The organism is Streptomyces sp. NPDC001381, assembly GCF_042895685.1.
Classification (GTDB): domain Bacteria; phylum Actinomycetota; class Actinomycetes; order Streptomycetales; family Streptomycetaceae; genus Streptomyces.
Genome location: NZ_JBIAWO010000002.1, coordinates 1,296,465 through 1,320,519, shown reverse-complemented (window position 1 = coordinate 1,320,519; position 24,055 = coordinate 1,296,465). Strand labels below are relative to the sequence as shown.

At 72.5% G+C, this 24,055-nt stretch carries 20 protein-coding genes and 1 pseudogene; 5 read left to right on the top strand and 16 right to left on the bottom strand.

What is annotated here, in order from left to right; genetic code table 11:
• Nucleotides 1-181: 181 nt before the first annotated feature.
• The 3 genes from ACFY2L_RS12855 to ACFY2L_RS12845 all read right to left on the bottom strand — a co-directional run bounded on the left by ACFY2L_RS12855 (nucleotide 182) and on the right by ACFY2L_RS12845 (nucleotide 2,804).
• Nucleotides 182-1,801 (bottom strand): Na+/H+ antiporter, encoded by a 1,620-nt coding sequence (locus ACFY2L_RS12855; RefSeq protein WP_390822281.1) that lies wholly within the window; start codon nucleotides 1,799-1,801, stop codon nucleotides 182-184.
• A gap of 145 nt (nucleotides 1,802-1,946) precedes the next feature.
• Complete coding sequence (locus tag ACFY2L_RS12850) at nucleotides 1,947-2,225, bottom strand: Atu4866 domain-containing protein (RefSeq protein ID WP_390822280.1); 279 nt, start codon at nucleotides 2,223-2,225, stop codon at nucleotides 1,947-1,949.
• 105 nt (nucleotides 2,226-2,330) lie between these two features.
• Nucleotides 2,331-2,804 (bottom strand): MarR family winged helix-turn-helix transcriptional regulator, encoded by a 474-nt coding sequence (locus ACFY2L_RS12845; RefSeq protein WP_390656975.1) that lies wholly within the window; start codon nucleotides 2,802-2,804, stop codon nucleotides 2,331-2,333.
• On the opposite strand from ACFY2L_RS12845, the gene ACFY2L_RS12840 reads away from it, so the two are divergent.
• On the top strand, nucleotides 2,789-3,574 hold the full coding sequence (locus ACFY2L_RS12840) for a hypothetical protein (protein WP_390822279.1): 786 nt from the start codon (nucleotides 2,789-2,791) through the stop codon (nucleotides 3,572-3,574). The genes ACFY2L_RS12845 and ACFY2L_RS12840 overlap by 16 nt on opposite strands.
• On the opposite strand, the gene ACFY2L_RS12835 is transcribed toward ACFY2L_RS12840, so the two are convergent.
• The 6 genes from ACFY2L_RS12835 to ACFY2L_RS12810 form a co-directional block, all read right to left on the bottom strand.
• Nucleotides 3,523-6,315 (bottom strand): AAA family ATPase, encoded by a 2,793-nt coding sequence (locus ACFY2L_RS12835; protein ID WP_390822419.1) that lies wholly within the window; start codon nucleotides 6,313-6,315, stop codon nucleotides 3,523-3,525. The genes ACFY2L_RS12840 and ACFY2L_RS12835 overlap by 52 nt on opposite strands.
• Before the next feature lie 182 nt (nucleotides 6,316-6,497).
• Nucleotides 6,498-6,983 carry a hypothetical protein gene (locus ACFY2L_RS12830; RefSeq protein ID WP_390822278.1) on the bottom strand — a complete coding sequence of 162 codons (486 nt, stop codon included), beginning with the start codon at nucleotides 6,981-6,983 and terminating at the stop codon, nucleotides 6,498-6,500.
• A 284-nt stretch (nucleotides 6,984-7,267) separates the two neighbouring features.
• Nucleotides 7,268-8,323, bottom strand: coding sequence for a maleylacetate reductase (locus ACFY2L_RS12825; RefSeq protein WP_390822277.1), 1,056 nt, complete (start codon nucleotides 8,321-8,323; stop codon nucleotides 7,268-7,270).
• Nucleotides 8,320-9,201 carry a dioxygenase gene (locus ACFY2L_RS12820; RefSeq protein ID WP_390656971.1) on the bottom strand — a complete coding sequence of 294 codons (882 nt, stop codon included), beginning with the start codon at nucleotides 9,199-9,201 and terminating at the stop codon, nucleotides 8,320-8,322. The genes ACFY2L_RS12825 and ACFY2L_RS12820 overlap by 4 nt, the downstream gene beginning before the upstream one ends.
• An 8-nt stretch (nucleotides 9,202-9,209) precedes the next feature.
• Entirely contained in the window at nucleotides 9,210-10,304 is a 1,095-nt protein-coding gene (locus ACFY2L_RS12815; RefSeq protein ID WP_390822276.1) for an alpha/beta hydrolase family protein, read from the bottom strand.
• The gene (locus ACFY2L_RS12810; protein ID WP_390822275.1) at nucleotides 10,301-11,857 is read right to left on the bottom strand and encodes a bifunctional 3-(3-hydroxy-phenyl)propionate/3-hydroxycinnamic acid hydroxylase; all 1,557 of its coding nucleotides are present in this window, start codon (nucleotides 11,855-11,857) and stop codon (nucleotides 10,301-10,303) included. Before ACFY2L_RS12810 ends, ACFY2L_RS12815 begins: the two co-directional genes overlap by 4 nt.
• A gap of 179 nt (nucleotides 11,858-12,036) precedes the next feature.
• Here ACFY2L_RS12810 and ACFY2L_RS12805 point away from each other — a divergent pair, with 179 nt between their 5' ends.
• Nucleotides 12,037-12,684 (top strand): TetR/AcrR family transcriptional regulator, encoded by a 648-nt coding sequence (locus tag ACFY2L_RS12805; RefSeq protein WP_390656968.1) that lies wholly within the window; start codon nucleotides 12,037-12,039, stop codon nucleotides 12,682-12,684.
• Nucleotides 12,685-12,807: 123 nt separating this feature from the next.
• Here ACFY2L_RS12805 and ACFY2L_RS12800 read toward each other — a convergent pair whose 3' ends face one another.
• Together ACFY2L_RS12800 and ACFY2L_RS12795 are read right to left on the bottom strand one after the other, a co-directional pair.
• Nucleotides 12,808-13,362 (bottom strand): hypothetical protein, encoded by a 555-nt coding sequence (locus ACFY2L_RS12800; RefSeq protein ID WP_390822274.1) that lies wholly within the window; start codon nucleotides 13,360-13,362, stop codon nucleotides 12,808-12,810.
• A gap of 182 nt (nucleotides 13,363-13,544) precedes the next feature.
• Complete coding sequence (locus ACFY2L_RS12795) at nucleotides 13,545-14,459, bottom strand: LysR substrate-binding domain-containing protein (protein WP_390822273.1); 915 nt, start codon at nucleotides 14,457-14,459, stop codon at nucleotides 13,545-13,547.
• A gap of 104 nt (nucleotides 14,460-14,563) precedes the next feature.
• Between ACFY2L_RS12795 and ACFY2L_RS12790 the strand changes: the two are divergent.
• Both ACFY2L_RS12790 and ACFY2L_RS12785 read left to right on the top strand, forming a co-directional pair.
• A pseudogene (locus tag ACFY2L_RS12790) lies at nucleotides 14,564-14,882 on the top strand (short-chain dehydrogenase/reductase); the annotation flags it as partial.
• A 604-nt stretch (nucleotides 14,883-15,486) separates the two neighbouring features.
• Complete coding sequence (locus tag ACFY2L_RS12785) at nucleotides 15,487-17,169, top strand: diguanylate cyclase domain-containing protein (RefSeq protein ID WP_390822272.1); 1,683 nt, start codon at nucleotides 15,487-15,489, stop codon at nucleotides 17,167-17,169.
• A gap of 161 nt (nucleotides 17,170-17,330) precedes the next feature.
• On the opposite strand, the gene ACFY2L_RS12780 is transcribed toward ACFY2L_RS12785, so the two are convergent.
• From ACFY2L_RS12780 to ACFY2L_RS12760, 5 genes are all read right to left on the bottom strand, one after another.
• Complete coding sequence (locus ACFY2L_RS12780) at nucleotides 17,331-18,029, bottom strand: pyridoxamine 5'-phosphate oxidase family protein (RefSeq protein ID WP_390656966.1); 699 nt, start codon at nucleotides 18,027-18,029, stop codon at nucleotides 17,331-17,333.
• A 212-nt stretch (nucleotides 18,030-18,241) separates the two neighbouring features.
• Nucleotides 18,242-18,436, bottom strand: a complete 195-nt coding sequence (locus tag ACFY2L_RS12775; protein ID WP_390656965.1) for a hypothetical protein — start codon at nucleotides 18,434-18,436, stop codon at nucleotides 18,242-18,244.
• Nucleotides 18,437-18,778: 342 nt separating this feature from the next.
• Complete coding sequence (locus ACFY2L_RS12770) at nucleotides 18,779-19,744, bottom strand: YihY/virulence factor BrkB family protein (protein WP_390822271.1); 966 nt, start codon at nucleotides 19,742-19,744, stop codon at nucleotides 18,779-18,781.
• Between the two features lie 547 nt (nucleotides 19,745-20,291).
• On the bottom strand, nucleotides 20,292-22,004 hold the full coding sequence (locus tag ACFY2L_RS12765) for a SpoIIE family protein phosphatase (protein WP_390822270.1): 1,713 nt from the start codon (nucleotides 22,002-22,004) through the stop codon (nucleotides 20,292-20,294).
• Nucleotides 22,005-22,664: 660 nt separating this feature from the next.
• On the bottom strand, nucleotides 22,665-23,339 hold the full coding sequence (locus tag ACFY2L_RS12760) for a hypothetical protein (RefSeq protein WP_390822269.1): 675 nt from the start codon (nucleotides 23,337-23,339) through the stop codon (nucleotides 22,665-22,667).
• A gap of 215 nt (nucleotides 23,340-23,554) precedes the next feature.
• On the opposite strand from ACFY2L_RS12760, the gene ACFY2L_RS12755 reads away from it, so the two are divergent.
• Nucleotides 23,555-23,701, top strand: a complete 147-nt coding sequence (locus tag ACFY2L_RS12755; RefSeq protein ID WP_390822268.1) for a hypothetical protein — start codon at nucleotides 23,555-23,557, stop codon at nucleotides 23,699-23,701.
• The last annotated feature ends 354 nt before the right edge of the window (nucleotides 23,702-24,055 follow it).

The window sequence follows — 24,055 nt, the reverse complement described above, 5'->3', positions numbered from 1 at the left end:
ATCTCGAAGTGGAGAACACCGCCGGCCGCCTAGTGCGGCCGGCGCCACACACCACACTTCCGCTCGCCGCAGACCCTCACCAGGCCGCCCTTCACCTGGGAGCAGCACACCCAGGAATGCCTCGCCCGGCGACGACCTCCCCGGCCTGAGGCACGGAGCCGCCGGCCGGGGGCCCCGCCGGTCAGCACGCTCGGGTGTCCCGCTGAGGCACTGTTCGCAGGGCGCGCTCGCCGGTCGCCGGCGGCATTCTGGACTCCTTCACCGACAGCCGGACCTCCTCGGCGTCCAGTACGTCCTGCACGCTTCGCAGCACGATGTCGTCGATGCGCCCGGCGTCGCGGAGTTCCGACAGGGCGCGCCGCTTGACGCGCAGCAGTTCCGTCTCCAGCCGATGAGCGCTGCGACTGCGCCGGACCGCGTCCTCGCCTCCGTCGATGCGGTCGCTGATGTCGCGCTCCAGTTGCGCCACCGTGCCCGGTGCGACGCAGTAGCGGCGGGCCAGTTCGGGCAGCGCCCGCAGGGCGGCGGTGCCGAGGTGCTGGTGGGCGAGGACGGACTCGGCGGTCTGCTCGTCGTCGGCGTCGTACCGGGCCCGGCGGACCACGGCCGGGAGAGTGGGACCCAACACGGTGAGGGTCACCACGATCACCACGACCGTGGTGAACACGATGGCGTCCCGATGCTCCACCGGGCGCCCCTCCGCGGTGACGGTCGGAATGGTCAGCGCGGCGGCCAGCGAGATGGCGCCGCGCATTCCGGCCCAGGCCAGCGGTATGCGCTGCGCCGCCCCGATCCGGCGTTCCCGCTGCTCCGGCCGCCGGTCCACGACGCGCACGGCATAGGGAACGGTGTAGAACCACAGGAAGCGTGTTCCGACGACGGCGGCGCTCACGGCGGCGGCCACTGCCACGGCCTGCACGAGGTCCGTGGACGTCAGTGCCCTGACCGCGGCGGGCAGCTGGATGCCCACCAGGACGAACAGGGCGCTGTTGAGGAGGTGGCTGGTGACCTCCCAGAAGGCCGTGGCCTGCACCCGGGCGTCGGAGCCGATCACCCGGGGGCCGTACCGGCTGCTGACGAGTCCGCAGGTGACGACGGCCAACACGCCGGACACGTGCACGAGCTCGGCGGGCAGGAAGGCGAAGAACGGTGTGGCGACGCTGAGGACGCTGTGCAGCAGCGGGTCCCGCAGCCGGAGCCTGACGTGCCTGAGCAGCAGGGCGACGGCGACACCGATGGCGATACCGCCCGCGTAGGACTCGGCGAACCGCAGGGATGTGTCTGCCCAGCTGACGGGGACGTCCTCGGCCACCACCTCGACGGTGACGGCGAGCAGAACCAGAGCGGTGCCGTCGTTGAGGAGGCTCTCGGTGCGCAGCATCGTCAGGATGCGCCGTGGCATGGCGCGGGCCACTGCGGCCACGGCGGCGGCGTCGGTGGGCGCGAGGACCGCTCCCAGCACGAGAGCGACGGACCAGGGGTAGCCGAAGGCGTGGGCCACGGCACCCACGGCCAGTGCGGTGACCAGCACCAGGGCAGTCGACTGGAGGGCGATGGAGCGCAGGTTGTGGCGGATCTCGCGGACCGAGGAGGTCAGTGCCTCCCAGTACAGCAGCGCGGGCAGGAAGAGAAGCAGAACCACTTCGGGCGCGAGGGCGAGGTCGTCGAAGACCGGCGTCAGGCCGAGAAGACAGCCGGCGCCCAGGAGGAGCAGTGGCTCGCTCAGGCCGGTCCTGCGGGCGAGCCATCCGGAGACGAGTACGGCGGCCGCGACGGCGACGATCAGTTCGAGGCTCTCCATGTCGAGGTGCCTTCCATGTGCGCTGGAGCCGCGGCCGGAGCGCGGCTCCGCCCTGGGCGTGGTGCCGAGGGGCGGGGCGGGCGGGGGCGGGGAAAAGAAGAGGCTGCCCTGCCGGCGGAACGGCAGGACAGCCTGTCGGCGGCCGCTACGGCCGCGGCGCCTCGTCCTCGCGGTAGAGGACCAGGTGCTCGTGGTAGAGGATTCCGTCCCGCACGTCGCCGGTGGCGGTGAATCCGGTGTCGTCGACGTAGTCGATGTGGCTGCCGGTGACGGTGTAGCTGCCGGTGTACGCGCTGTTCCGAGTGCCACGGGCCTCGTCGTAGCGGCCGTCGGGAAGCAGCTCCTGGCGGATGTGGCCGTCCGCGGTCACCCACATGCCCACGTAGGGGTGGGGGGCGCTGGAGGAGGTGTTGTCGCTGTTCATGGCATCCACGTTCACCCGTGGCACCCCCGGGTACCAGGCCGCGGCCTTCCTGGGTGTGCGCCACCCAGTCTCCCGGGGTCGGGCGGGTCCTGGGCCGCGCCGGGATCAGGGCGTGTCCAGTGCCTCCGCCTCGACCTGGGCCAGGACGCGGTCCAGGAACTCGCCGAACAGGCGGACCTCTTGGGCGGTGAACGGGTCGAAGAAGAGCCGGCGCACGGTTTCCGCGTGACGGGGCGCGGCTTCCTCGATGGCCTGACGTCCCTTGGGGGTGAGCCGGACCATGGAGCCGCGGGCGTCCTCAGCACATGCCTCACGGGTGACGAGACCGCGCTTTTCCATCCGGCTGATCTGATGGGACAGGCGACTGCGTTCCCAGTCCACCTCCGCCCCGAGGTCTCTGGCCCGCAGTACGCCGTCGGCCGATTCCGACAGCGGGGCCAGCAGCGCGTAGTCCGCCGCCGACAGACCGGAGTCGCGCAGGAGCTGACGCTCCTGGGCCCGGTGCAGCTCGCGACGCAGGCGCCGGTACTTCGCCCACACGTCGGCCTCTTGCGGAGTCAGCCATGGCGGTTCGGTCACGCCCGAAGCGTACCATATTGTTGACGTATCACTATAATCTCCGGCGGGGAAACGCTCGCTCGTGGAACCGGGTGAGGGTAGGAAGAACACGGCCACCCTCCCGGCTCGCCAACCGCCTCGTCCGGGTCCCACGATGGAGCCCATGGACCAACTCGTCGGGGCGCAGCCGCCGCGCTGCGCCTGGACGACACCGAGCGTGCCCACATGTTCGACCTCGCCGACGATCATCGCCCCCGCCCCAAGGACCCGGACCCCGCGATGCAGCGGGTCAGCCCGTCCGTACAGCGGCTGCTCGACGTGCTGGACAGCGCGTACAGTCCCGCCAGCGCGTACAGTCCCGCTTCGTCTTCCTCGACCCCTGTGCCCGCGTGCTGTACGCCGACTGGGACGCGGTCGCCTCCGGCACGGCCGCCATGCTCCGGATGGAGGCGGGGCGACGGCCGGCCGACCCGGCCCTGAGCGGTCTGATCGGCGAACTGGCAGCCGGCAGCCCCGAGTTCCGCGTGCTGTGGACCGACCAGCGCGTGATCGAACGCACGACGAAACGGCTCTGCGCATGCCGGCCACCTGGAAGTCCTCCGTGGAGTCGGAGCGGCGACGACGTGACGAGCCGGCGTCCCGGTGAGAGGCGCGGCCGCGCCGAGGCCGTGGGCGGCGCGCCGAGGTGTGCGCACCGACCGCTCCCCCGGCCCCGGGCGGGCACGATGTCGGCAGGTGCTCATGCCCCGGTGCGGTCGGTGGGGCGCAGCCCCTCGACATGGCGCAGGTGACGGCGTGAGGGGACCTCGAGCTTGCGCAGGATGCTGCGCACATGGGCGTCCACCGTGCGGGGACTGACGAAGAGGGCCGTGCCGACCTCCCGGGACGTCTCGCCCCGCGCCACCATCCGCGCCACCCGCAGTTCCTGGGCCGTCAGCGTCTGGACCCCGCTGCCCGGCCGCACCGTCCGCTCGCCCGCCGCTTGAAGTCTTCCGGCGGCTCTGAGCCGTAAGGCGTGCGCGCCCGCCGATGTGAACGCCGTCCACGCGCGGCGCAGCGGTTCGCGTGCCTGTGTCCGCCGCCCGCTGGTCAGCAGCCACTCTCCCCACAGCAGTTGGGTGCGGGCCGTCTGCAGGACCGCTCCGGCCGCGCTCAGTTCTTCGGTGGCCTGCCGGAACAGCGCCTCCGCGGCCGGCCCGGGTTCGACCAGCGCCCGCGCTCTCAGGGACATCCCCCTCGCCCAGGGAGTGTCACACGCTCGTGCGTCGTCCCTGAGCATGTCGCACGCGGACCGCGCCGAGGCGGTGAGGCCGCAGGCCGCGGCCGCCTCGACCCGCTCCGCCGCCAGGAGACCCCAGTACCCCGCCCCGGTGCCCTCCCGCAGTTCTCCGACGGCCGCCAGAGCGGCCTCTGGTCTGCCCGCCGCGTTGTGCAGGACGGCAAGGGCGTACTCCGTGGCCGTGTGCAGCCGTCCTTCACGGCGTTCCGCGGCTTCCCTTGTCGCGCGGTCGGCGAGCGAGGCCGTCCTCGGCTCGTCGCCCCGCCACGCCGCGAGGGCGAGGTCGGCGTAACGCAGCGGTGCCGTCCCGTTGGCCTCGGTGATGCCGTGAGCCTGTGCCACGTGTTCCGCCGCGTCGTCCAGGCGCCCGGCGTGTATGTCCGCCATGGCCCGGTGGTTCAGGGCGATGGGCAGAGCGGCGGGGTCTCCGGTCGTGCGTGCACCGCGCACATGCCGGTCCACCAGGTGCAGCCAGGCTTCCGCGTCCCACGTGTGCAGGGCCGCACTGCAGACGAGCTGGACCACGCCCGGGTCCGCCAGCAGCCGGGTACCGGAGTCGCCCCGGCAGGTCCGGACCGCCCGCGCCATCGACGGCACGGCGTCGGGGCTGTTCGCGCAGGAGGCGATCAGCGCCGCCAGCAGTGTCGCCACCGGCTCGTCCGGGTCGACGGCCCGGCCCAGTCGTCGGGTCTGGGCAACGATGTCACGCCGTCGATCCGGCGAGACGTACCGCCCGGCGAAGGACAAGGCCCCGAACGCGTCCAGCAGAAGGCGCCGGCCTGCCGCGGGGTCGTGACCCGCCACCTGGTGTGCTGCGTCCAGCAGTGACTCGACCGCCTCGTCGTTGCGCCGGACGGCATAGACGGTGCGTGCGTGCATCACGGCCACTCGGGCGCGATCGGGGTCGGGCATCGGCTCATGTCGCAGGGAGGCCAGGATGGCCAGAGCCTCCTGGAAGGCGCCGGTCTCCCGCTTCGCCCGCGCTGCCGAAAGCAGCCGTGCTGCTCTGGTCCGGCGATCTGCGGTGAGCGCGGCAGCCAGCTCCCAGAACCCCCCGGCGACCGCCATGCCCGCGCTCCGGGCCGCCCGGCGGGCGGCGTCCTCGAGCCGGCCGGCCGCCTTCTCGTCGAATCCGGCGGCGGCCTGTCCCCGGTGCCAGGCGTGGCGATCGGAGTCCTGGACGGCATCGCCGCATGCGGCCAGGGCGGCGTGGGCTCGCCGTCGTTCGGTCGCGGAGGCCTCGGCGTAGACCAGGGATCGCAGAAGGGGGTGCCGGAAGCACACCCGTGTGCCGACGTCGAGGATACCGGCGGACTCCGCCGTCGCCGCGACGTCAGGGCCCATGCGCATCAGCTCTGCGGCCCGGCGCACCAGGAGGGGGTTGCCGTCCGGTTCGGCCGCCGCGAGGAGCAGAAACCGTCTCACGTCGGGTGGGAGCTGGGACAGCCGGGCCCGAAACGTATCTTCCAGTCGCTTCGGCGCCCGCACACCTGGTGCGGTCGACCGGGCCGCCATCTCGGTCGGCCCGATCCAGCGCGGGAGGTGGATCAGGGCCAACGGATTGCCGTGAGCCTCGGACAGGACCCGTTCCCGCACCCGCTGGTCCAGTGGGGCACGGAGAGCGCCGTCCAGCAACTCGCGGGCGTCCCGGTCGCTCAGGGGACTGACGGCACGAGCCGGCAGCCCGGTCAGTTCCGCGAGGTGCTCGGTGCCCTCGGCCGTGATGACGAAGGCGATGCGCCCGGTGGTGACACGCCGCGCCGCGAACGCGAGCACGGCGAGGGAACGTCGGTCCATCCAGTGCGCGTCGTCGACCAGACAGATGACCGGTTCCTCTTCGGCGGCCGCCGCCAGCAGACCCAGTACGGCCAGGCCCAGATGCAAGGGGTCGGGAGCCTGACCCGAACGGCGGCCCAGAGCCACGCCCAGTGCCTCACGCTGCGGCTGTGGCAGGCCGCCGAAGTGGCGCAGCAGTGGACCGGTCAGATGCTGGAGCCCGGCGAAGGACAGCTCGGCCTCGGTCTGCGTGCCGTCCACGCGCAGGACGCGCAGCGCCCTGTGGTCGCTGTGCACACCGTCCAGCAGCGCCGTCTTGCCGATGCCCGCTTCCCCGTACAGCACGAGAGCACCGCCCGTGCCGGCGCGGGCGCCCGCGATGAGGCCCCTCAGGGCTGCTTGCTCCTCGCCTCGGCCGAGCAACCGTTGTGTCGCGGGCGTGCGCGCCGGTCGAGCGCACACCGCGCCGCCCCCCATGATCGTCCTCAAGACTCATTTCCCGTGTAGGTGTGCCCCGTCGTCACGGACGAGGGTGTGCTGCATCCGCCCCGATCGTCGGCTACGCCCGTCTACGGCTCGTCTATGAGCCGTCTACGGCGGTCCCTGACCGGGAGGTCACCGGGGGGTGAAGCGAACGGGCAGCCGCACGGGACCCCGAGTCATCCCGGCGGGCAGCCAGGTGACCTCGTACGCGGGCCGGATCCATGCGAGGTCCGGCAGGCGCTCCACGGAGCGTCCCGCCCCGCGGAGGTCAGCGCCACAGTGACCGTGTCACCCGGCTCGGCGGGCCTGCTCCGGATGATCGAGCAGGCGACCACGGCGTTCCCGAGCAGATTGACGGTGGTCTCGTGACCCGCGGCGACCAAGATGAGGGCCGTGCCGAGGAGTTCGGTGTCCGACGACCGTCCGTCGTCCGCGTCACGGACCGCGATCAGCCGCGACAGCAGGTCGTCCAGGGGCCGGCGGCGCTTGTCGTCGAGCAGCCGCCGCAGGTAGGTGCTGAGGGCGAGGAGGCTCGCGCGTTGCCGGTCGGACGGGTTGGTCATGGCCTCGCGGGTCCACGACTCCAGCGACTCCACCGCGCTGGAGGTGAACGCACTGGAGACCAGCCGGCGCAGGCGCGTGTGTCGCGGCGGGTCGGCCATGAGCATGTTGCCGCCGAATCCGGATCCGGCAGCAGGATGTGGCGGCCGGAGGATCGCAGTTCCGCGAAGGGTGCCGGATCCTTGCTCAGCGACGGGTGCGCGAGTGCCGTGCGGGCCAGTTCGTGGCCCACGACGAGCCAGCCGGGCGGCCCGTCGGGCATCCGGACCCGGTGGAGGGGAGCCCTGGCGCGGAGCTCGGCGTACCGCTCGTGGGCGTGCGCCTTGAAGTCCCGTGTCACTTCCCGCTCATGGCCGCTCAGTCATGCTCAGGGTCAGGGTGAGGGTCAGGGTGCGAGGGTTCCCTTCAGGGCCTTCGTGAGGAGTGAGCGGAGCGCTTCCGCCGTCACCGGGCGCGGGTTGGCGTAGGGCCGGGCCTGTGCCTGGGCGATGATCTCGTCGAAGTCGCCCTCGGTGAGGTCCAGTTCGGCCAGCGAGCGGGGAGCGCCGAGTTCGGTGGCGGCTCGCGCGAGGTGGCCCGGTACGTCGTCGGTGGCCAGCGCACGTCGCAGGGCCTGCTCGGCGGCCGGTGCCGCGGGAAGGTTGAAGGCGGCGACGTACGGGAGCAGGACCGTGTGCACGGCGGCGTGCGGAAGGCCGAAGGTGCCGCCGAGGACGTGGCAGAGCTTGTGGTGCAGGGACATGGTCGTCGCGCCCAGGCACGCCCCGCACAGCCAGGCGCCGCGCAGCGCGTCGGTGCGGGCCCGCAGGTCACCGGCGTCGGCGGCGACGACCGGCAGGGCCGCGGCCAGCGAGCGCACCCCTTCCTCGGCCATCAGGGACACGATCGGGGAAGCGTCGGGCGCGTACAGGGCCTCCACGGCGTGCGCGACGGCGTTGAAGCCGCTCGTCACCGACGTGTCCACGGGGAGGCGGAGGGTGAGTTCGGGGTCGTAGACCACGCTGCGCGGCAGGACGGCCCGGTCGCGGCCGGTGCGTTTGCGGCCGTTGTCGGTGAGCCCCCAGACGGGGGTCATCTCGGAACCCGCGTACGTGGTGGGCACGCCGATCACGGGCAGGCCGGTGGTCAGGGCGATCGCCTTGCCCAGGCCGATGGAGGAGCCGCCGCCGATGGCCAGACAGCCGTCCGCGCCGGTCGCGCGTGCGGCTGCGCGGGCCGCTTCCGCGAGGTCGGCCGGTACGTGCGTCCGGGCTTCGGCGAACAGCCCGGCGTACGCCTCACCCAGCAGGACGCCGGCCCGCTCGGCGAGCGCACGCCGTCCCGGGGTGGACAGCACCAGGATCCGTCGCAGACCCAACCGCGACGCTTCCTGGGGCAGTTGACGCAGGCTGCCGGTGCCGAAGACCACCCGCATCGGCAGGGCCTCGTAGGTGAAGGTCATCGCGTCGACTCCGCCGCGGTGGGGGTTTGCGGAGCCAGGACGATGTCGAACTCGGCGTGTGTGAAGGGCACCGTCACGCCGAAGCGTTCGGCCTCCCGCGCGTCGTGGGACTCGGTGAAGTCGGTGATCAGTCCCCGCTTGACCGCGAAGACGGCGTCCGAGTCGACATAGGGGCTGCCGGCGACGAACGCGTGCGTGGTGACCGGCCGGTGATGCCCGGCGCTCGCGATGAAGTGGAGGTGGGCGGGCCGGTAGGGGTGCCTGCCGGTGGCTTCGAGGAGGGCGCCGACGGGGCCGTCGGTGGGGATCGGGTAGTGGGACGGGACGACGCTGCGGAACCAGTAGCGGCCCTGGTCGTCGGTGCGGAACAGCCCGCGCCCGTTGCCCGGCGGCTGCACCTCGGGCTGCTGCACGTCGTAGAAGCCGTCCTCGGAGCACTGCCACACGTCGAGTTCGGTGCCCGGCAGCGGAGTTCCGTCGGCGGCGGACACTCGGCCGGAGACGACACAGGGGCGGCCGGTGCCGAGGAGGTCGAGGGAGTCGCCGAGCTCGCGGCGGGGTGACTCGGTCATGTGGAAGGGGCCGAGGACCGTGCTCTCGGTTCCCTCCCCGGAGCCGTTGAGGGTCTCGACGAGCATGGAGACGCCCAGGACGTCGGAGAGAAGGACGAACTCCTGCCGTGTGTCGTCGCACTTGCGGCCGACGGCGGTGAGGAAACCGATCGCTGCCTCCCATTCCTCCATGGTGGGTTCGATGTCCCGTACGAAGTCGTGGAGGTGACGGGTCAGGCTTTCCATGATCTGCCGCAGCCTCCGGTCCTCGGTCTCACGGAAGCTCTCCACCACGGCGTCGGTGGCGGTCTCGACGGTGAAGTCCACTGGCTTTCCTAACGGTTCGGGGTGTGCCGGCCTGCGAGGTGGTCGGTGAACCAGTCACCGGTGAGCGCGTCGCGTGCGGCCGCGTGGTTGTAGAGGGTGTGTTCCCCGTCGGGCCAGATCCGCAGCGTGGCGGTGTCGGGGTCGGCGGCGCGGTGGAACGGCTCCTGGTCCTCGTAACGGGCGAGGGGGTCGCGGCCGCCGTGCAGCAGGAGCAGCGGGCAGCGGATGCGGTGCTTGTCCGGGTCGAAGCGCAGGCTGTCCATGACCTCGGCCACCCGGCCCGGGTCGTCGGTGCCGACCACGGCGGCCATCTGCTCGCGGGCGGTGCGGAACTCGGGGACCGTGGGGGTCGCCGGGGCTCCGTTGACGACCACGGCACCGACGCGCGGATCGGCGGCGGCCAGGTGGGCGGCGAACAGGCCGCCGAAGCTGATGCCGTGGATGCCGGTGGCGCCGCCGAGACGGGGATCGGCCTCGACCAGGTCGACGAAGCGGGCGAAGCCGTCGATGACGTGTTCGTCGACGTACAGCCCGTGGCGCAGCCGCGACTCGCCCTGGCCGGGCCCTTCCGCGAGCAGACAGGCCAGACCGCGCGCGGTGTACGCGTCGGCGACCGGCAGATACGCCGCTCCCCAGCCGCTGAGCCCGCCCCACACGATCACGGTGGCACGGGGCGGGCCGGCGGGCCGGCACAGCCAGCCGCCGAGGACGCCGTCGCGGTACGGGATCCGCACGCGCTCCACCTCGGGTGCGAGAGCGGCGGTCGCGGAGGTGTGCCGGGCGTACAGCGCCCGTTTCTCCGCGGTGTCGGTGTGGAGGGCCATCTGCGCGAACATCAGGGCCGCGGAGGCGAACCGGCGTGCCTGACGGGCGGTGACGGAGTGGCCGTTCTCCTCGGCGGCCCGGGCGCGCACCAGTTGGGTGTCGGCGAGGATCGCGGCGGCGTCCTGCCACGGGAGTCCGGCGGCGGTGTCGGCGAGCAGGCGGCGGGCGTCGGCGGGATCCATCCCGCAGTCGGTGAGCCGGGTGAAGGGCATGGCCCGGTGCTGGGCGGCGACCAGCGGCGGCAGTGCCGCGTCCGCTCCGCGATCTCCGGTCGTCATACGGCTGCCACCGTCGTTCCCGACAGCGCGGCATCGAGGTCGTCCACCAGCGCGCCCAGGTCCGTACGGTCGGCCGCCGCACCGAACAGCACGAAGTCGGGACGCGCCACATAGGCGACCGCGCCGAGCAGCCGGAGATACTCCCGGTGCCGTCCGTCGAGGTCGTCGACCGTGTCGAGGGCGACGACGGCACAGCCCAGGCGCTCCAGCCGGGCGAGCCGCTCCGGCCCGAGGGCGGGGCCGGGGTCCTCGGTGGCGACCAGGGTGAAGCCGTAGCCGGTCAGGTCGTCGAGGCGTCCGATGCGCCCGTCGGCCCGACGGATCCGGCCCTGTGGGGTGAGGGTGCCCACCGGCGCGTTCGTGCCCTGCCGGAGCACTCCGTCGGTGAGGGGCGGGAACGGGGGCGGCGGTGGCACCTCGCCGGCGAGGAAGGCCGCGTCCCGGGCGGCCGCGGCCTCGGCGTCGTGCGTGTTGGCGACCTTGCCGAGAGCGATCGCCGCGTGGGTGAGGGCGGTGACGTGCGGGCGGCGCTCGCTCTCGTACGTGTCCAGCAGGGTGTCGGGCGCCTGTCCGCCGAGGACGAGGTGCAGTTTCCAGGCGAGGTTGGTGGCGTCGCGCAGGCCGCTGCACGCGCCCTGGCCGAGATAGGGCGGCATGGTGTGGGCGGCGTCGCCGGCCAGGAAGACCCTGCCGGTGCGCCAACGGGTGGCGATGCGCGCCTCGAAGCCGTAGACCAGGTGCCGGATGATCCGCACGTCGTCCGGGCCCAGGTCGTGGTGGCGGCGCAGCAGCCGCCAGGCGCTCTCCGGGTCGGTCATCTCCTCGCGGCTCTCACCGGGCAGGAGTGCGAACTCGAAGCGCTGGCGGGTGGTCCCGATGTTGATGGTCATGTGGCCGCGCGCGGGGTCGCAGTACTGGGTGCCGTGCGCGAACTCCGGGGGCTGGGGGCGCAGCCACTCGGTGTCGATGTTGAGCCACTGCTCGTTGAAGCCGAAGTCCTGGCGCTCCACACCGAGCAGTTCGCGTATCGCGCTGCGGCTGCCGTCGGCGGCGATCACATAGCGGGCCCGGACCTCGTCGTGCGGGCCGTCGGCGGTGGCCCCGTCGCTGTTCCAGCCGCGCAGGCGCAGCGTGACGCCGTCGTCGTCCTGGTGGAGGCCGGTGACCGCCCAGCCCTGGCGGACGTCGACCGTTCCGTAGCCGCGCAGCCGCTTGTCGACGGCGCTCTCCACGTCGGGCTGGTACATGGAGATGTGGTCCGGATATCCCATCGGACCGCGGGGGTTCGCGGGGATGCGCACGAGGGTCTCGCCCTTGCCGTTGAGCCACACGTACGTGCACGTCGACGAGTCACGCAACGCCTCGTCCGCATCGCCGGCCGCCTGGATGGTCCGGGCGGTCTCGTCGTCGATGTGGGTGAGCCTGGGCAGCCCGTACAGACCGGGCCAGCGCTCGCAGACCACCACCCGGTGGCCGAGCCTGCCGAGCAGGGACGCGGCGGTGAGGCCGGTCGGCCCGTAGCCGACGACCGCGACGTCGTGGAGCGGAGTCATGAGACACCTCCGGGAACACTCCCGCGCCGTTGCGAGGGGTGAGGTGAGAAGGAGAGGGGCGGGGGCCCGGCCGCGCGGGCCGGGACCCCCGTATGCGAATCTTCATTCACATTTAACGTGAGTCGAGATTCACATACTGGCGACACGGGCGTCAAGAGCCCTGTCGATAGGATGCGCGAGTGACCGAGTCCAGCGCCGACAGACCCGCCGCCGTCCAGGAGCGCAGCCGCCGCTCGCAGCAGGACATCCTGCGGGCCGGGTACGCGCTGCTCGAAGAAGGCGGAGTGGACGCGCTCACCGTGGCGGCCGTCGCCGAGCGGGCCGGCATGGCGGTCGGCAGCATCTACCGCCGGTTCGGCGACAAGGAAGGGCTCCTGCTGGCCATCCAGCGCGCCTTCACCGAGAACCTCCAGGCCGAGATCACCGGGCGTGTGTCCGAGGAGAGGTTGCGCCTCCTGCGCGATCCGGCCGTGGCGGTCGCGGAGGCCGTCGGCGCGCTCACCGACGCCTTCCGGGCGCACGAGGCCCTGCTGCGCGTCTTCCTGCTGCTCGGCACCCGGCACGAAGCGGTTCGCGCCGAGGGCTCCCGGGTCAGTGCCGAGGGCAACCGCCACTTCGCCGAGGCACTGCGCCACATCCCTGTCGCACACGCGAACCCCGCGGCCGCGCTCGACTTCGCCTACCGCCTGACCTACGCCACGATCGCGCACCGGATCACCCAGGGCGAGTTCCTGGAGTCGGAGCGGCCACTGCCCTGGACCGAACTGCGCACCCACCTGCAGACCGCGGTCATCGCCTACCTCCTCGGCCCCCCGGAAGGCCCCTGAACGACCCGGCGCGCGCCGTCATGCGGAGGGCGCACGGGCCGGCCATGGGGGCGGTGCGGCTGTATGTGAGCGCGGCCTTGAGCTGGATGTGAGCCATCGCTCGCATAAGGAAGGACGACTGGCCTATGGGCGGTCGTCCCAGATCAGGGCCTCGGCCGCATACGCGGCGCGGGCCTGCTGGTCTTCCTCGGTGATCTCGGGGTGCGCGGGAGGCGAGTGGGGAGCTCGCCAGAGCTGGACGAGGTGGCGCTCGCCGTGGTCGCCGATGCCGGGGGTGGGATCGTCGGTGTGGCAGTACAGCCTCATGCGCACCCATCCGCCGCTGTCCGTGGAGGGCGGAAGCGCGAGGGGGGCCTCGTCCTGAGGCCAGGCGTCCAGGACGTCGCCCTGTTCCAGCGTGGCGAGGTACAGGGTGGGCAGGTCGGTGTGCAGGCTCATCTCCTCCGCCGGCTCCCAGTCGCCGCCGGTCTCCGGGTCCGGCGGCGCGTCGTGGACCTGGACGGTCAGGTGGAGGGGGCCGGTGTCGGTGGTGGTCAGGACGACGGCGCTCGCGTCGGTGGCCGGTCCGCAGCGCCATCCGAACGGCATCGCGGCGGGGTAGGCGTAGTCGTCGGTGAAGCCGATGAGGTAGCCGTTCTCGCCGAGGTCGACGGTGAACGAGCACGCACGTACCAGCATGGAAGGGCCTCCTCAGCCAGGGCCGGGCTCCCCGGACCCTGGTGACGCGAGTACGGGGCACCCCCTGCCGGCGGGCAGCCTATCGGCGGTCGGGCGATCACGTGGAAGGGGTCGTGGCCCCTGGGGACCGCTCCAGTGCCGCCGACGTCGGGCGCGCGGCGCGTCACCGGCGTCGGCCCGATTCAGGAAGCGCCGGTTCCGAGCGTGGCCGCCGCGGCCAGGTAGGCCAGCACCAAGGGCCGCTCGTCGTCACGGCGGGCAGCCACCGCGAGCCGGCACGGAGAGAGGCCCCGGACGGGCACGGCGATCACCTCGTCCCGGACGACCAGCGGGGCGTTGCCGCTCGCCAACAGCGCCACTCCCGGCTTGTTCGCGACGGCCTCGTGGGTCTCCTCGGCTCTGGCCACCACCGCGCCCAACCGCGGAGCACGGCAGCCCCGGGCGTCCAAGGCCAGCCAGCGGTCGCGCAGGGGACCGGCCTCGGGCGGGAGAGCGAGGAACGGCTCGTCAAGGAGATCGGTGAAGTCCACCGCCCCCTCGCGATCAGCCGCGGCCCGCGCCGCCAAGGGGTGATCATGCGGCAGCGCCACAAGACGTGGCTCCTGAGCGACCACCGCGCAACGGTAGCGGTCGCCGTCCGGCAGCGGCAGCCAGACGAAGGCGACATCGCTGGCCCCGTCCGCCAGCCCGGCGCTGGGATCGGCCCAGTTGACCTGCCTCAGGACGAGCCTCGCCTCCGGGTGCCGGGAGATCAGCCGGGTCCTCAGGGCGGGCAGCAGCCCGCGGCCCGGGCTGGTGGACATGCCGATCACCAATGTGTCTCGCTCGGCGCCCTTCACCTCCTCCACCGCCGCCTCGGCGGCCTCCCACACGGCCAGCATCTCCCGGGCGTACGGCAGCAGGGCGGAACCCACCGTGGTCAACCGCACCGCCCGCCGGCCCCGGTGGAACAGATCCGCGCCGAGTTGCTTCTCCAGCATCCGTATCTGCTTGCTCAGCGCCGGCTGGGAGATGAACAGCCGCTCGGCTGCCCGGGTGAAGTTCAGTTCCTCCGCGACCGCAGCGAAGTAGCGCAGATCCCGCCCGTGGACATCCATGACGCATGGCCATCACTACAGGTCGTGGACTTGATCCTGGTCGCGGCGAAGGATGGGGCGGTCGGCGGGGAGGCCCCGGACGACAGTCGGAGAGGGAGACGGACATGCTGATCGTGGAGCCCGGCGCGTTCCGCACCAATCTGTTCGGCAAGGGCGCGGCCCACTTCTCGCAGGAGCACCCGGCGTACGCGGAGAAGGTCGGTGCCACCAGGAAGCTGGTACAGGGGGGCGACGGCACCCAGGCCGGAGACCCGGCGAAGGCCGCTGCGGCGATCCGGCTGGCCCTGGACGCCGACAACACCCCGCTGCGGCTCGCCCGCGGCGGCGACACGGTGGATTCCCTCGTCGGACACCTGGACGCGGTGGGCCGAACTCGCCACGTGGGAGACGGTCTCCCGGGGAACGGACTTCGACACGCGGTGACAGGCGGCCGGTCGACCGGTCCGAGTGCCGTCACGGCGGGGCAGCCCGTCCCCCGCCCGGGAGGCTGATCCGACGGAGAAGGACGGGGACGGCACTGTCGCGGTGACGGCGGACCGTGGTGGTGCGCCGCAACAGTAGACCGGCGTGGGGGACGGAGCTGTCAAGTACTGCCCTGTGCAACCGGGTTGATGCACGGAGCTCCGAGCGTTGGCAAGTACTGGCCACAACTTTCGCTAGTTCGAGTGGCATATGACCCTGCCAAGGCAGCACGCGAGCCGGTTCTCTTATCGTCCTGTCTCTGCTTGAGCCGTACCGGATGTTCCTTCGTCTGGTTCCGGGCTCGGTCTTCCTGGGGGTTCACATGATCCAGAGGTGGGCCGGTCGAGACGGTGCTGACCACACCGTTCGCGCGGGCCGGCTGGGTGTCGCCAGCGTGCACAGGATCCTGTCCGCACACGGTCTGCCGGCGGCCGCGGTGACGGGGAGCGTTGCCGCGGCCGTCGCCGTGTCGGCGGACGTCGGGGTCCCCATGGCCTACGGGGCGGCATCCGTCTCGCTCTGCCTACGGGCCCGGACCGTCGGGGGGAGAGCACGTCTTCGTCTGATGTCCTCCGCCGTGTCGATGGGCGCGGGTGGTGTGCACCACCTCGTGGTGGAGGGCTTCGCCTTCCGTGGGCCGCTCTCCGCCGTACTTCTCGATGCCCTGGTGTGGGTCCTGGCCGCCGTCGTGATCGCTGCGGGCATCATGGCGACGCTGGTGATGGCCGCAGCGGACAACGACACGGTGCCGATCCGTCTGCGTCGGCTGTGCGACGGCTGGCTGATCGCGGGTTCGCTGCTCACGGTGGGGCGAGTGGTCATGCTCTACCGCGATGTCCAGGGCGCCGACGTGTCGATGTCGTTTCTCACCCTCGCGCGAGCCGTGGCGGACATGCTGGTGCTCGGCCTGCTGATCACCCTTCGGTACTGCCTGCACCGTACGGAGCGCAGGGCGGTCACGGTGGCTGTCCTGGGGCTGGCCGGTGTCACCGCCGGTGACATGCTGCGCGCCCTGCGGCTGCACGCGGACGTCGGCTGTCTCACGACGGTGTGCTGGACGAGCGGGCTGTTGCTCGTCGCGGTGTCGCCCTGGCTGCCCGGGAGTGTCGGTGCGGTGGGGTTCGACCGGAAGATGATGCCCGTCATCGGCGTGGTGGCCCCCTTCGTTCCGCTGGTCGTCTGTCTGCTGGCCGTCGCGGTCCCCCCTCTCTTCGGAGTCGGCGGTGATCTGGCGATGTGGGGCCTGGTGGGCTCGATGCTGGCGGCGCTGTGCGTCCGGCAGGGAACCATCCACGCCGATCACCTGCGCCTCACCCGCGAGTGCACCGAACGCGGGGAGCACTACCGGACGCTGATCGACCACAGCTGCGACGTGATCACGATCGCCTCGCTGGACGGCCGGGTGCGCTATGTCAGTCCGGCCGTGCATCCGGCGCTGGGATACCGGCCCGAGGACCTGGTGGGCGTCCGGCTCCAACGGCTCTGCCACCCCGAGGACGCGGAGGGACTGGTGCGGGCGGTCCGTGTCCTGCGGAGCAAGGGCGAGGTGAACAGCCGCGGGACCGGCCACCGTGTGGTCACGCGGGTGCGGGACGCCGCGGGCCGGTGGTGCCATGTGGAAGCGGTGATCGGTCACCATCCGGAAGGGCTGATCGTCGTCAGCCGCGACGCGAGTGACCGGGTCGCGGAACGGGCCCGGCTGGAACACCTCGCCTTCCATGACGCGTTGACCGGTCTGCCCAACCGGATCCTCTTCTCCGACCGCCTCGCACAAGCGCTCCGGGACGGAACCGAGAACACCGCCCCGCCCGTGGTGCTCTTCGTGGATCTGGACGGCTTCAAATCGGTCAACGACTCCGCCGGACACGCGGCCGGCGACGACATCCTCGTACAGGCCTCCGGGCGGCTTCGGACGTCTGTACCGGCTGACGGCCTCGTCGCTCGTCTCGGCGGCGATGAATTCGCGGCCCTTCTGCAAGGGAGGAGCAGCCCGGATCCCGCCGGCGCCGAGGAGGTCGCACGGAGGATCCTGGACGCGCTGGCAGAGCCGTACCGACTGGGCAGCACGACAGCCTTGATATCGGCCTCCATCGGGTTGGCGGTGGCGGAACCCGGAATCACCCCGAGGGAACTGCTGCACCGTGCCGATCTCGCCATGTACGAGGCCAAAGCGGCGGGGAAGGGCCGGGTCCGCGTGCATGAACGGCGCCAACTGCCCGTAGGCAGCCGTACCTCGACTCCCCGGTGACGTTTCGCGGGGTCCGCCGGTGGCTCGGAGCGCCGGCGCGGTGTACGAGACCGTCCGGCGCCCTGCTCCGGTACGGACCGGGCCCCGGGCGTGGTGGAGCCTCCGGGCACTCGGCCGTGCCCCTGCCCGGGAACCCGCGGGAGCCAGCCTTCCTTCCGGGGTCAGCCGGACGCCGTGCCGGAGCGCTCTCTCGCCAAGGCGGCCAGGTGGGCGGGAACCGGGGTGCCGTCGGGAAGGGCGGGATCCGGCTCCAGAGCGCCCCATGCCGACCGCACCGGCAGCACCCCGGCCCAGAGGCCCAGCGCGGCGTCGGGTCCCTCGCCGTCGTCCGGCGGCCCGGAGCGCAGCTTCACCGAAGCCTCCTCGAGCGACAGTGCCAGCAGGGTGGTGGCGGCCAGTTCCTTCCTGCTGGGCCGCCTGGCGTAGTCCCACTGGCCGGGGGCGATGTGCTCGGTCAGCACCCGCAGGCCGGTGAGCTTCTCCTCCGGGTCGGTCACGGCCCGGGGCACGCCGTAGAGCATCGCGCTCCGGTAGTTGACGCCGTGCTCGAAGACCGAGCGTGCCAGTACCAGGCCGTCGACATGGGTGACCGTCAGACAGACGACGTCCTGGGACGAGGCGGTCATGCTGCGGCTGGCGACCGAGCCGTGGAGATACAGGGTGTCCCCGTCGACGCCGTAGACGGTCGGTACGACCATCGGGGCGCCCTCCACCACCACTCCGAGATGGCCCACGAAACCCGCTGCCAGGACCGCATCGAGATCGGCGCGGCTCAGACTGCCCTGCTCGCGCAGGCGGCGGTGGCGCGTGCGCCGGGTCTCACGCAGGTCGGGGGCGGGGGGACCTGTCCGGTCGGTCATGGGTACCGGTCCTTGGGGCTGCACGGCAGGTCCGCACGGTCGAGGACTCTCGACGGTGATTCCGACCTGGGGTTCTCAATTCGGTTGATTGATCACACTACAGCCACCGGATCAGTTGCGACAGGGGTGATGAACAACGAATTCCGTCGCCTGTCGGCTCTGCCGCCACGCCTGCTAGGTGCCACCGCAGCCCCGGCAGCGGGGCGTACGGCTCACTCCGCGGAATCCGAGGACGCCATGAGCCGTTGATAGGCGGACATGCACGGCAGGCAATGCAGATCCGTCGTGTCCTGTTCGAAGCTGCCGGATCGCGGCACGCCGCACAGCGTGACCGCCCTGTCCGCAGCCAGCACATGCCACACCGGCCGCTCACCCAGGGGTGCGGCCCCAACCCACATCTCATGCATACGCGCTCGCTCCTCAAGGCGGGTCGACTACGCTCATCAGCCCTTGCAGCACGGCCGCCGCGACGATCACACCTGAGGGCCTCAAGCCGGCCGTGCCCTCCGTACCCGAAGAGGAGCCGGCTCCCCCAGGCCTCACATGCTTCACCAGCGGGCGGCCGCCCGCACCCTCGGTACGCCCGACCGCGCACGAGCACCGGCGGCAGGCACGGACCGACGCCGGCGTCACGGCCTGCTGAACCGGGCATCGGCGCACGCGCTCACCGGCCGTCAGCCGCGCGGTTCCCGCGTCCAGGGGACGGCGTGAGAGGCCGGACACGCGGCGGCCTCGTTCCTCGCCCGGTCTCACGCACCCGGTCCGGGATCCGGATGGACAGCCGATCGGATGCCGGCGCGGGCCGCTTCCAGCTGGGCGGCGAACGCGATGCCGAGGAAGAGCGCGACGGCGGTGAGGTTGGCCCACAGCAGCAGGGCGATGAACGCGGTGAGCGGCCCGTACACGGCTCCGAAGGCGCCGCTCTCCTCGACGTACAGGGCGAGCAGCCAGGTGGCGGACACCCAGAGCAGCAGGTGCACGGCCGAGCCGAAGGCCAGCCACGTGTAACCGGGCTGGCCACGGCGGGGCGACCAGCGGAAGATCACGGCGGAGGCCACCCAGGCCAGCCCGAGCCCCGCGGGGATGTCGAGCACGCTCCACCATCGCGGCCCGGCGCCCTGCCGGCCGGCGGAGCCGGCCACCGCGTCGCCCACGGCCTCACCGGCCACGAGTACGACGAACCCCAGCACGAGGGGCAGACCGGCCGCGACCGCGAGAACCATCGCCCGCGCGTACTTGCGCGGAAAGGGACGATCGCGCTCGATGCCGTAGATACGGTTGGCACCGCGCTCGATCTGGCCCATGGCCGAGGCGAGGTTCAACAGCGCGAAACCCAGACCGAGCCACAGGGCCAGCGTGCTCCACACATCGCCGTGAGCGGTGCGCCGCGTCCCCTCGAAGGCGTCCTGGACGATCTCGGCGCTGGCGCCGGGCACGATCCGGCCGAGCGTGAGCTCGATGATGCGGCCCCCACCCTCCGTGTGCACCGACGTGGCCAGCCCGACGAGCGCCACAGTGCAGGGAACCAGCCCCAGCACCACCTGGAAGGCGAGGGCCCGCGCGTTGGTGAAACCGTCCGCGTAACGGAACCGGGCGAAGGAGTCGGCCAGCAACCGCCATCCCCCGTAACGCCGCAGGGCGGCGAACGCCTCGTCTCCCGAGAGCTCGTCCCCGATCATGTCCCGGGTCTGCGGGACGTGGACGGCGGTACCCATGGCGTGGCCCCCTCTTCGTGCGGCTGATGCTCCCTGTGCGGTTGCCCCGGAAACCTTCCCGGCCGACCTGCGGCTTCCCACCCGGGCACGGGCCGCGCTGGAACGAAGTTGCGGGCGGCAGCCTCTCGCATGCCGGCGCGCCGACGCGCCACCGCGCCGGCGACAGGATCCTCCCCGCGCAGGGGACGGGAGAACAGAAAGGCCCGGGCCTGTGGCTGAACGTCCCGTCGTGCGCCGGATCGGCGCCGCCGTCGTGTGCCTGACCGCTCTCGGGACCACGGCCGGACTGGGGTGGGCGCAGCCCCGGCAGGCGTCGGCGGACCGGACAACGACCGCGGCGCGATCCCCGTCGAGGCCGAACCCGCCCCGTTCTGGCACCGGCAGAATCCGCTCTGGCGCCGGCAGCACTGGGCCCTGGCGGCAGGGCTGCTCGCCTGCGGGGCGCCCGTGGGCAGGCGGTTCGTCAAGAGGCGGCGGCAAGAGACGCTCTTGTGACGGGGTCGGACGCCGTGCCCGATCAGGATCGGCCATCCCGTACCGGAGATCGTCAGCCTCTGGGTACGCGCAGGGTCAGGAGGGCGACGTCGTCGTCGTTGTCGGTGGGCCGGACTCGGCGCAGTAGCTGGTCGGCGAACGAGGCAAGGGGCCGGTGGGCGAGAGCGGCGGCGTGTTGGCGCAGTCGGTCCAGGCCCGTGTCGAGGGAGTGACCAGGGGCTTCGATGAGGCCGTCGGTGTACAGCACCAGGGTGGAGCCGGGCGGGAGCAGCACGGTGGCGTCGGGGCGCCGGGTGTCCGTCCGGGTGCCCAGCAGGATGCCGTGGCCGTCGGTGAGGTAGCGCGTCAGGCCGTCCCGGCTGATCAGCAGCGGTGGCGGGTGACCCGCGTTCGTCCAGGACAGCCGCCAGTGCCCCTCGTGGGCCGGTTCGACCCGGGCGAAGATCATGGTGGCCATGGTGACGTCGGTGATGTGCTGGATCGCCTCGTCGAGCCGTTCGACGATCAGGCTGGGGGGTTCCTGCTGGAACCAGGCGTAGGCGCGGAGCATGTTGCGGACCTGTGCCATGCCGGCTGCCGCCTCCAGGTCATGGCCGACGACGTCGCCGACGGCCAGCGCGGTGGATTCGTCGGCCAGGGGGAAGGCGTCGTACCAGTCGCCGCCCACCTGTGAGGCGTCGGGCGCGGGCAGGTAGCGGACGGTCATCTGCAGGCCCGGAACGCTCGGCATCTGGGGCAGCAGATGGTTCTGCATGGTCTCGGCCACCTTGCGCTGGCGCTGGTAGAGGCGCGCGTTGTCCAGGGCGAGGGCGGCACGGCGTGCGATGTCCTCGATCAGGGGGAGGTCCGTGGGGGCGAAGTCCGTCGGTGCGTTCGCGCGGCCCAGGGTCAGCGCGCCCAGGACGGAGCGGGTGCTGCGGATGGGCGCGATGGCTGCGGAGTGCATCCCCGTGGCTTCGAACAGGCGGCGCTGCTCGACCGCGATGCCGGAGTCCGGTGTCCCCTGGTAGGTCTGCGGGCCGGCCAGGGTGGAGGCGACGCCGCGCAACGCCCTGGACAGCGGCATCGGGGATTCCTCGGGAACCGGCGGCATCGGGCCCTGCAGGTCCTCATGCCGCACGAGAGCGTCGCCGTCGGCGTGGACCACGACGGCGCGCCACACCTCGTCGAGCTCGGTGATCAGGTCGACGATCACCCAGTCCGCCAGCCGGGGCACGACCAGCGCCACCAGCCGCTGCAGCGCTTCGTCGACGTCGAGGGTCGAGGTCAGCTGCGCGGTGGTCTCGGCCAGCAGGGCCAGCCGTTGCAGTTCCGTCAGCGGCTGGGCCGTCGGCTCCGGTCGCGGGGCGGTGCCGGTGTCCTGTGCATGCTCGTGGGTGTGGAAGACGACGAGCGTGGCGACGCGATGGTCGCCGATGTCGTACGGGGTGATCAGCCAGGAGATGGGCAGCACGGACCCGTCGGCGTGTGCGAAGTAGTCCTCGTCGGCCTGCGCCGTGCGTCCCGCGTGGAACGCCTGCCGCATGGCGCACTGGGTTCTCGGCAGCGGCTGTCCGTGCGGACCGCGGTGGAGCAGGTCGTGCGCGTCGTGGCCGATGAGGTGCCCGGCGGGCCGGCCCAGCAACTGCTCGGCGCGGGCGTTGACGGCGATGATGCAGCCCTGCTCGTCGACGACGTAGGTGCCGGCACCGATCGCTTCCAGCGCGGCGGAAGCTGCCGGCACGCACCGCCCGCGGGCGGTCTCCGCGTGCTCCGGCCCCGTCATCGTGGCTCCCTGCTGATCGGCCCGCCCGGCACGCCGCCCGTCGCCGGCGTGTCCAGCCGTGCGTGGCCCTTCCCTGCTCCCTCCCCGTATGCCCATACGAGCGGAAAACCCACATCCGCCCCGCGGGAACCCGGGGCGAGGCCACCCCGCCAGGCGCCCGCCGAGGGGTTCGCCCGGCTCGGCCGAGGCCCTGGGCTCCCGGTGCGAACCGCGCGAGCTCGGCGGCGCCGTCCGCCGGGCCGGAGGCCCGCCGCGGTTCGCCCGCGCCCGACGCGCTGCCCGCCGAGGCGGTGCCCGCGAGGAGTTCTCGGCCGACACGCCATGGTGGTCGACGCGGTCGTGTGCCCCGGTCGTGCGTCGGCCGCCCGGCGGTGATCCCGTCCGCGCGACGCTGCCCGCCGTGTTCGACGCGGTGCGCGGCGGCACTGGCGGCGGCGCGGGAGCCGCGCGCACCCCGCTGACGGCCCCCTGCGCGGACGGCGTGGTGCCCGCGAAGGCGGCCCGGCTGCCGCAGCTCGCCGACGACAGTTTCCCCGGCCCGGCGGACGGCTCACCTCCGCGAGAACCCGGGGACGTAGGCCGACGTCCGCCGCCATGTCGGCGAGGATCCCCAGGGTCGTTCCGTGGCGTGATCCGGCCGGGAGGTCGCGGCGCGGCCGCTCAGGGAGTGAACTCCTCGTCCAGACGGTCGATCGCCCCGTCGGCGCCCAGGTGGTACTTGAACACCAGTCCGCTGTTCGGATGGGCTTCCAGCCAGTCGAGGAACTCCTGGAGACCGATGTGCTGGTTCTCGGTGCTCTCCACGACGGGGTTGGTGACGGTGACGTACGCAGCCTGGTCCAGGGGCATGTACGTTTCCTTGCCCACCGTCTCGAAGGGGGCGCCGTCGGAGTCCGCGGGGGCGCAACCCCAGTTGCCGAACTTGACGATGAGACTCAGGGAGCCTCCCTCGGGGGTGTAACGGTAGACCGCCACCTCGTCGGGTGAGATGGGCATCTTGTGGTCGCAGCCGTCGTCACCGCCCGTGCTGCCCGAGGCGATCGGATCGGCCGGGACCGGTGCCGAGGAGGCGGGCTCCGGGGCCGCGGACTTCGACGATCCGCCGCTGCCCGTGCCCGTCGTGGGCTTGCCCGCGGGCGGGGCACCGGCCGTCGTGCCGCTGCCGCTCGGCTGTGCCGTCGCGGTCTTCCCCGCGGAGGGGCCCGCCGTGGAGGTCCCGTCCCCGTTGCAGGCCGTGAGAACCACCGTGAGGACGGCGGCGAGGGCACCGATCACGCCTGTACGGAGAAGGGTGCCGGGTCTGTGCCGGTCGGACGACTTCGTGGAGGGAGCCATGACGATCCTGTCTGGTGAGTGGCGATTCACGGTGACTGTCGCAGGCACAAACGATTTCCGGCCAATCGGCGGTTGCCGCGGTCTCCGGGCCGTTGCCGGGTCGTGACACAGACCGCGCCCTGCCGGCCGGAAGCGGGTGAACGGCCGGTCACCGGGTAGCCGGGAACGAGACGGTGCCTCAGAAGAGCAGCGCACCCGGGCGGAAGGAGTGTGTCGTGGGCGGAGTCGTCGCACGCATCAAGCAGTTCGTGAGGAGTCCGCAGGGCCGGCGGACGATCGCACAGGCCCGCCGCACCGCGGCCGACCCCCGCCGCCGCGCTCAGGCGCAGGAGCTGGTACGGAAGCTGCGCGGGCGCCGATGAGCCGGCTCTCCCCGACCGGGGCCGGGGACCGCTACGCCCGGGGACGCCGCTGACGGCGCCCTACCGCGCTGTGCGCGCAGCGCGGTCGGTGTGCCGGCAGCTTCGAGACGGGTGACGGGCCGGCCGACGGTTCGCCGTCAGCGGCGGGATCAGTGGTCGGGCAGGGCGGCCGGGTGTGCTCCTCACGGACACGGTCGCGGACACGGTCGTGGGGGGGGGGGGGGGGGGGGGGGGGGGCCCCCGCCCCCCCCCCCCCCCCCCCCCCCCCCCCCCCCCCCCCCCCCCCCCCCCCCCCCCGGCGGGGGCGCCCCCCCGCCCCCCCCCCCCCCCCCCCCCCCCCCCCGCCGGAGGGAC

Bases quoted from the DNA above. Each gene is read 5' to 3' on its own strand.
- ACFY2L_RS12825 (WP_390822277.1), bottom strand. From the start codon at position 8,323: ATGACCTTCACCTACGAGGCCCTGCCGATGCGGGTGGTCTTCGGCACC.
- ACFY2L_RS12775 (WP_390656965.1), bottom strand. From the start codon at position 18,436: ATGCATGAGATGTGGGTTGGGGCCGCACCCCTGGGTGAGCGGCCGGTG.
- ACFY2L_RS12830 (WP_390822278.1), bottom strand. From the start codon at position 6,983: ATGGCCGACCCGCCGCGACACACGCGCCTGCGCCGGCTGGTCTCCAGT.
- ACFY2L_RS12780 (WP_390656966.1), bottom strand. From the start codon at position 18,029: ATGACCGACCGGACAGGTCCCCCCGCCCCCGACCTGCGTGAGACCCGG.
- ACFY2L_RS12855 (WP_390822281.1), bottom strand. From the start codon at position 1,801: ATGGAGAGCCTCGAACTGATCGTCGCCGTCGCGGCCGCCGTACTCGTC.
- ACFY2L_RS12765 (WP_390822270.1), bottom strand. From the start codon at position 22,004: ATGACGGGGCCGGAGCACGCGGAGACCGCCCGCGGGCGGTGCGTGCCG.
- ACFY2L_RS12760 (WP_390822269.1), bottom strand. From the start codon at position 23,339: ATGGCTCCCTCCACGAAGTCGTCCGACCGGCACAGACCCGGCACCCTT.
- ACFY2L_RS12770 (WP_390822271.1), bottom strand. From the start codon at position 19,744: ATGGGTACCGCCGTCCACGTCCCGCAGACCCGGGACATGATCGGGGAC.
- ACFY2L_RS12840 (WP_390822279.1), top strand. From the start codon at position 2,789: ATGGCGGTTCGGTCACGCCCGAAGCGTACCATATTGTTGACGTATCAC.
- ACFY2L_RS12785 (WP_390822272.1), top strand. From the start codon at position 15,487: ATGTCCTCCGCCGTGTCGATGGGCGCGGGTGGTGTGCACCACCTCGTG.
- ACFY2L_RS12835 (WP_390822419.1), bottom strand. From the start codon at position 6,315: ATGGGGGGCGGCGCGGTGTGCGCTCGACCGGCGCGCACGCCCGCGACA.
- ACFY2L_RS12800 (WP_390822274.1), bottom strand. From the start codon at position 13,362: ATGCTGGTACGTGCGTGCTCGTTCACCGTCGACCTCGGCGAGAACGGC.
- ACFY2L_RS12810 (WP_390822275.1), bottom strand. From the start codon at position 11,857: ATGACTCCGCTCCACGACGTCGCGGTCGTCGGCTACGGGCCGACCGGC.
- ACFY2L_RS12815 (WP_390822276.1), bottom strand. From the start codon at position 10,304: ATGACGACCGGAGATCGCGGAGCGGACGCGGCACTGCCGCCGCTGGTC.
- ACFY2L_RS12850 (WP_390822280.1), bottom strand. From the start codon at position 2,225: ATGAACAGCGACAACACCTCCTCCAGCGCCCCCCACCCCTACGTGGGC.
- ACFY2L_RS12795 (WP_390822273.1), bottom strand. From the start codon at position 14,459: ATGGATGTCCACGGGCGGGATCTGCGCTACTTCGCTGCGGTCGCGGAG.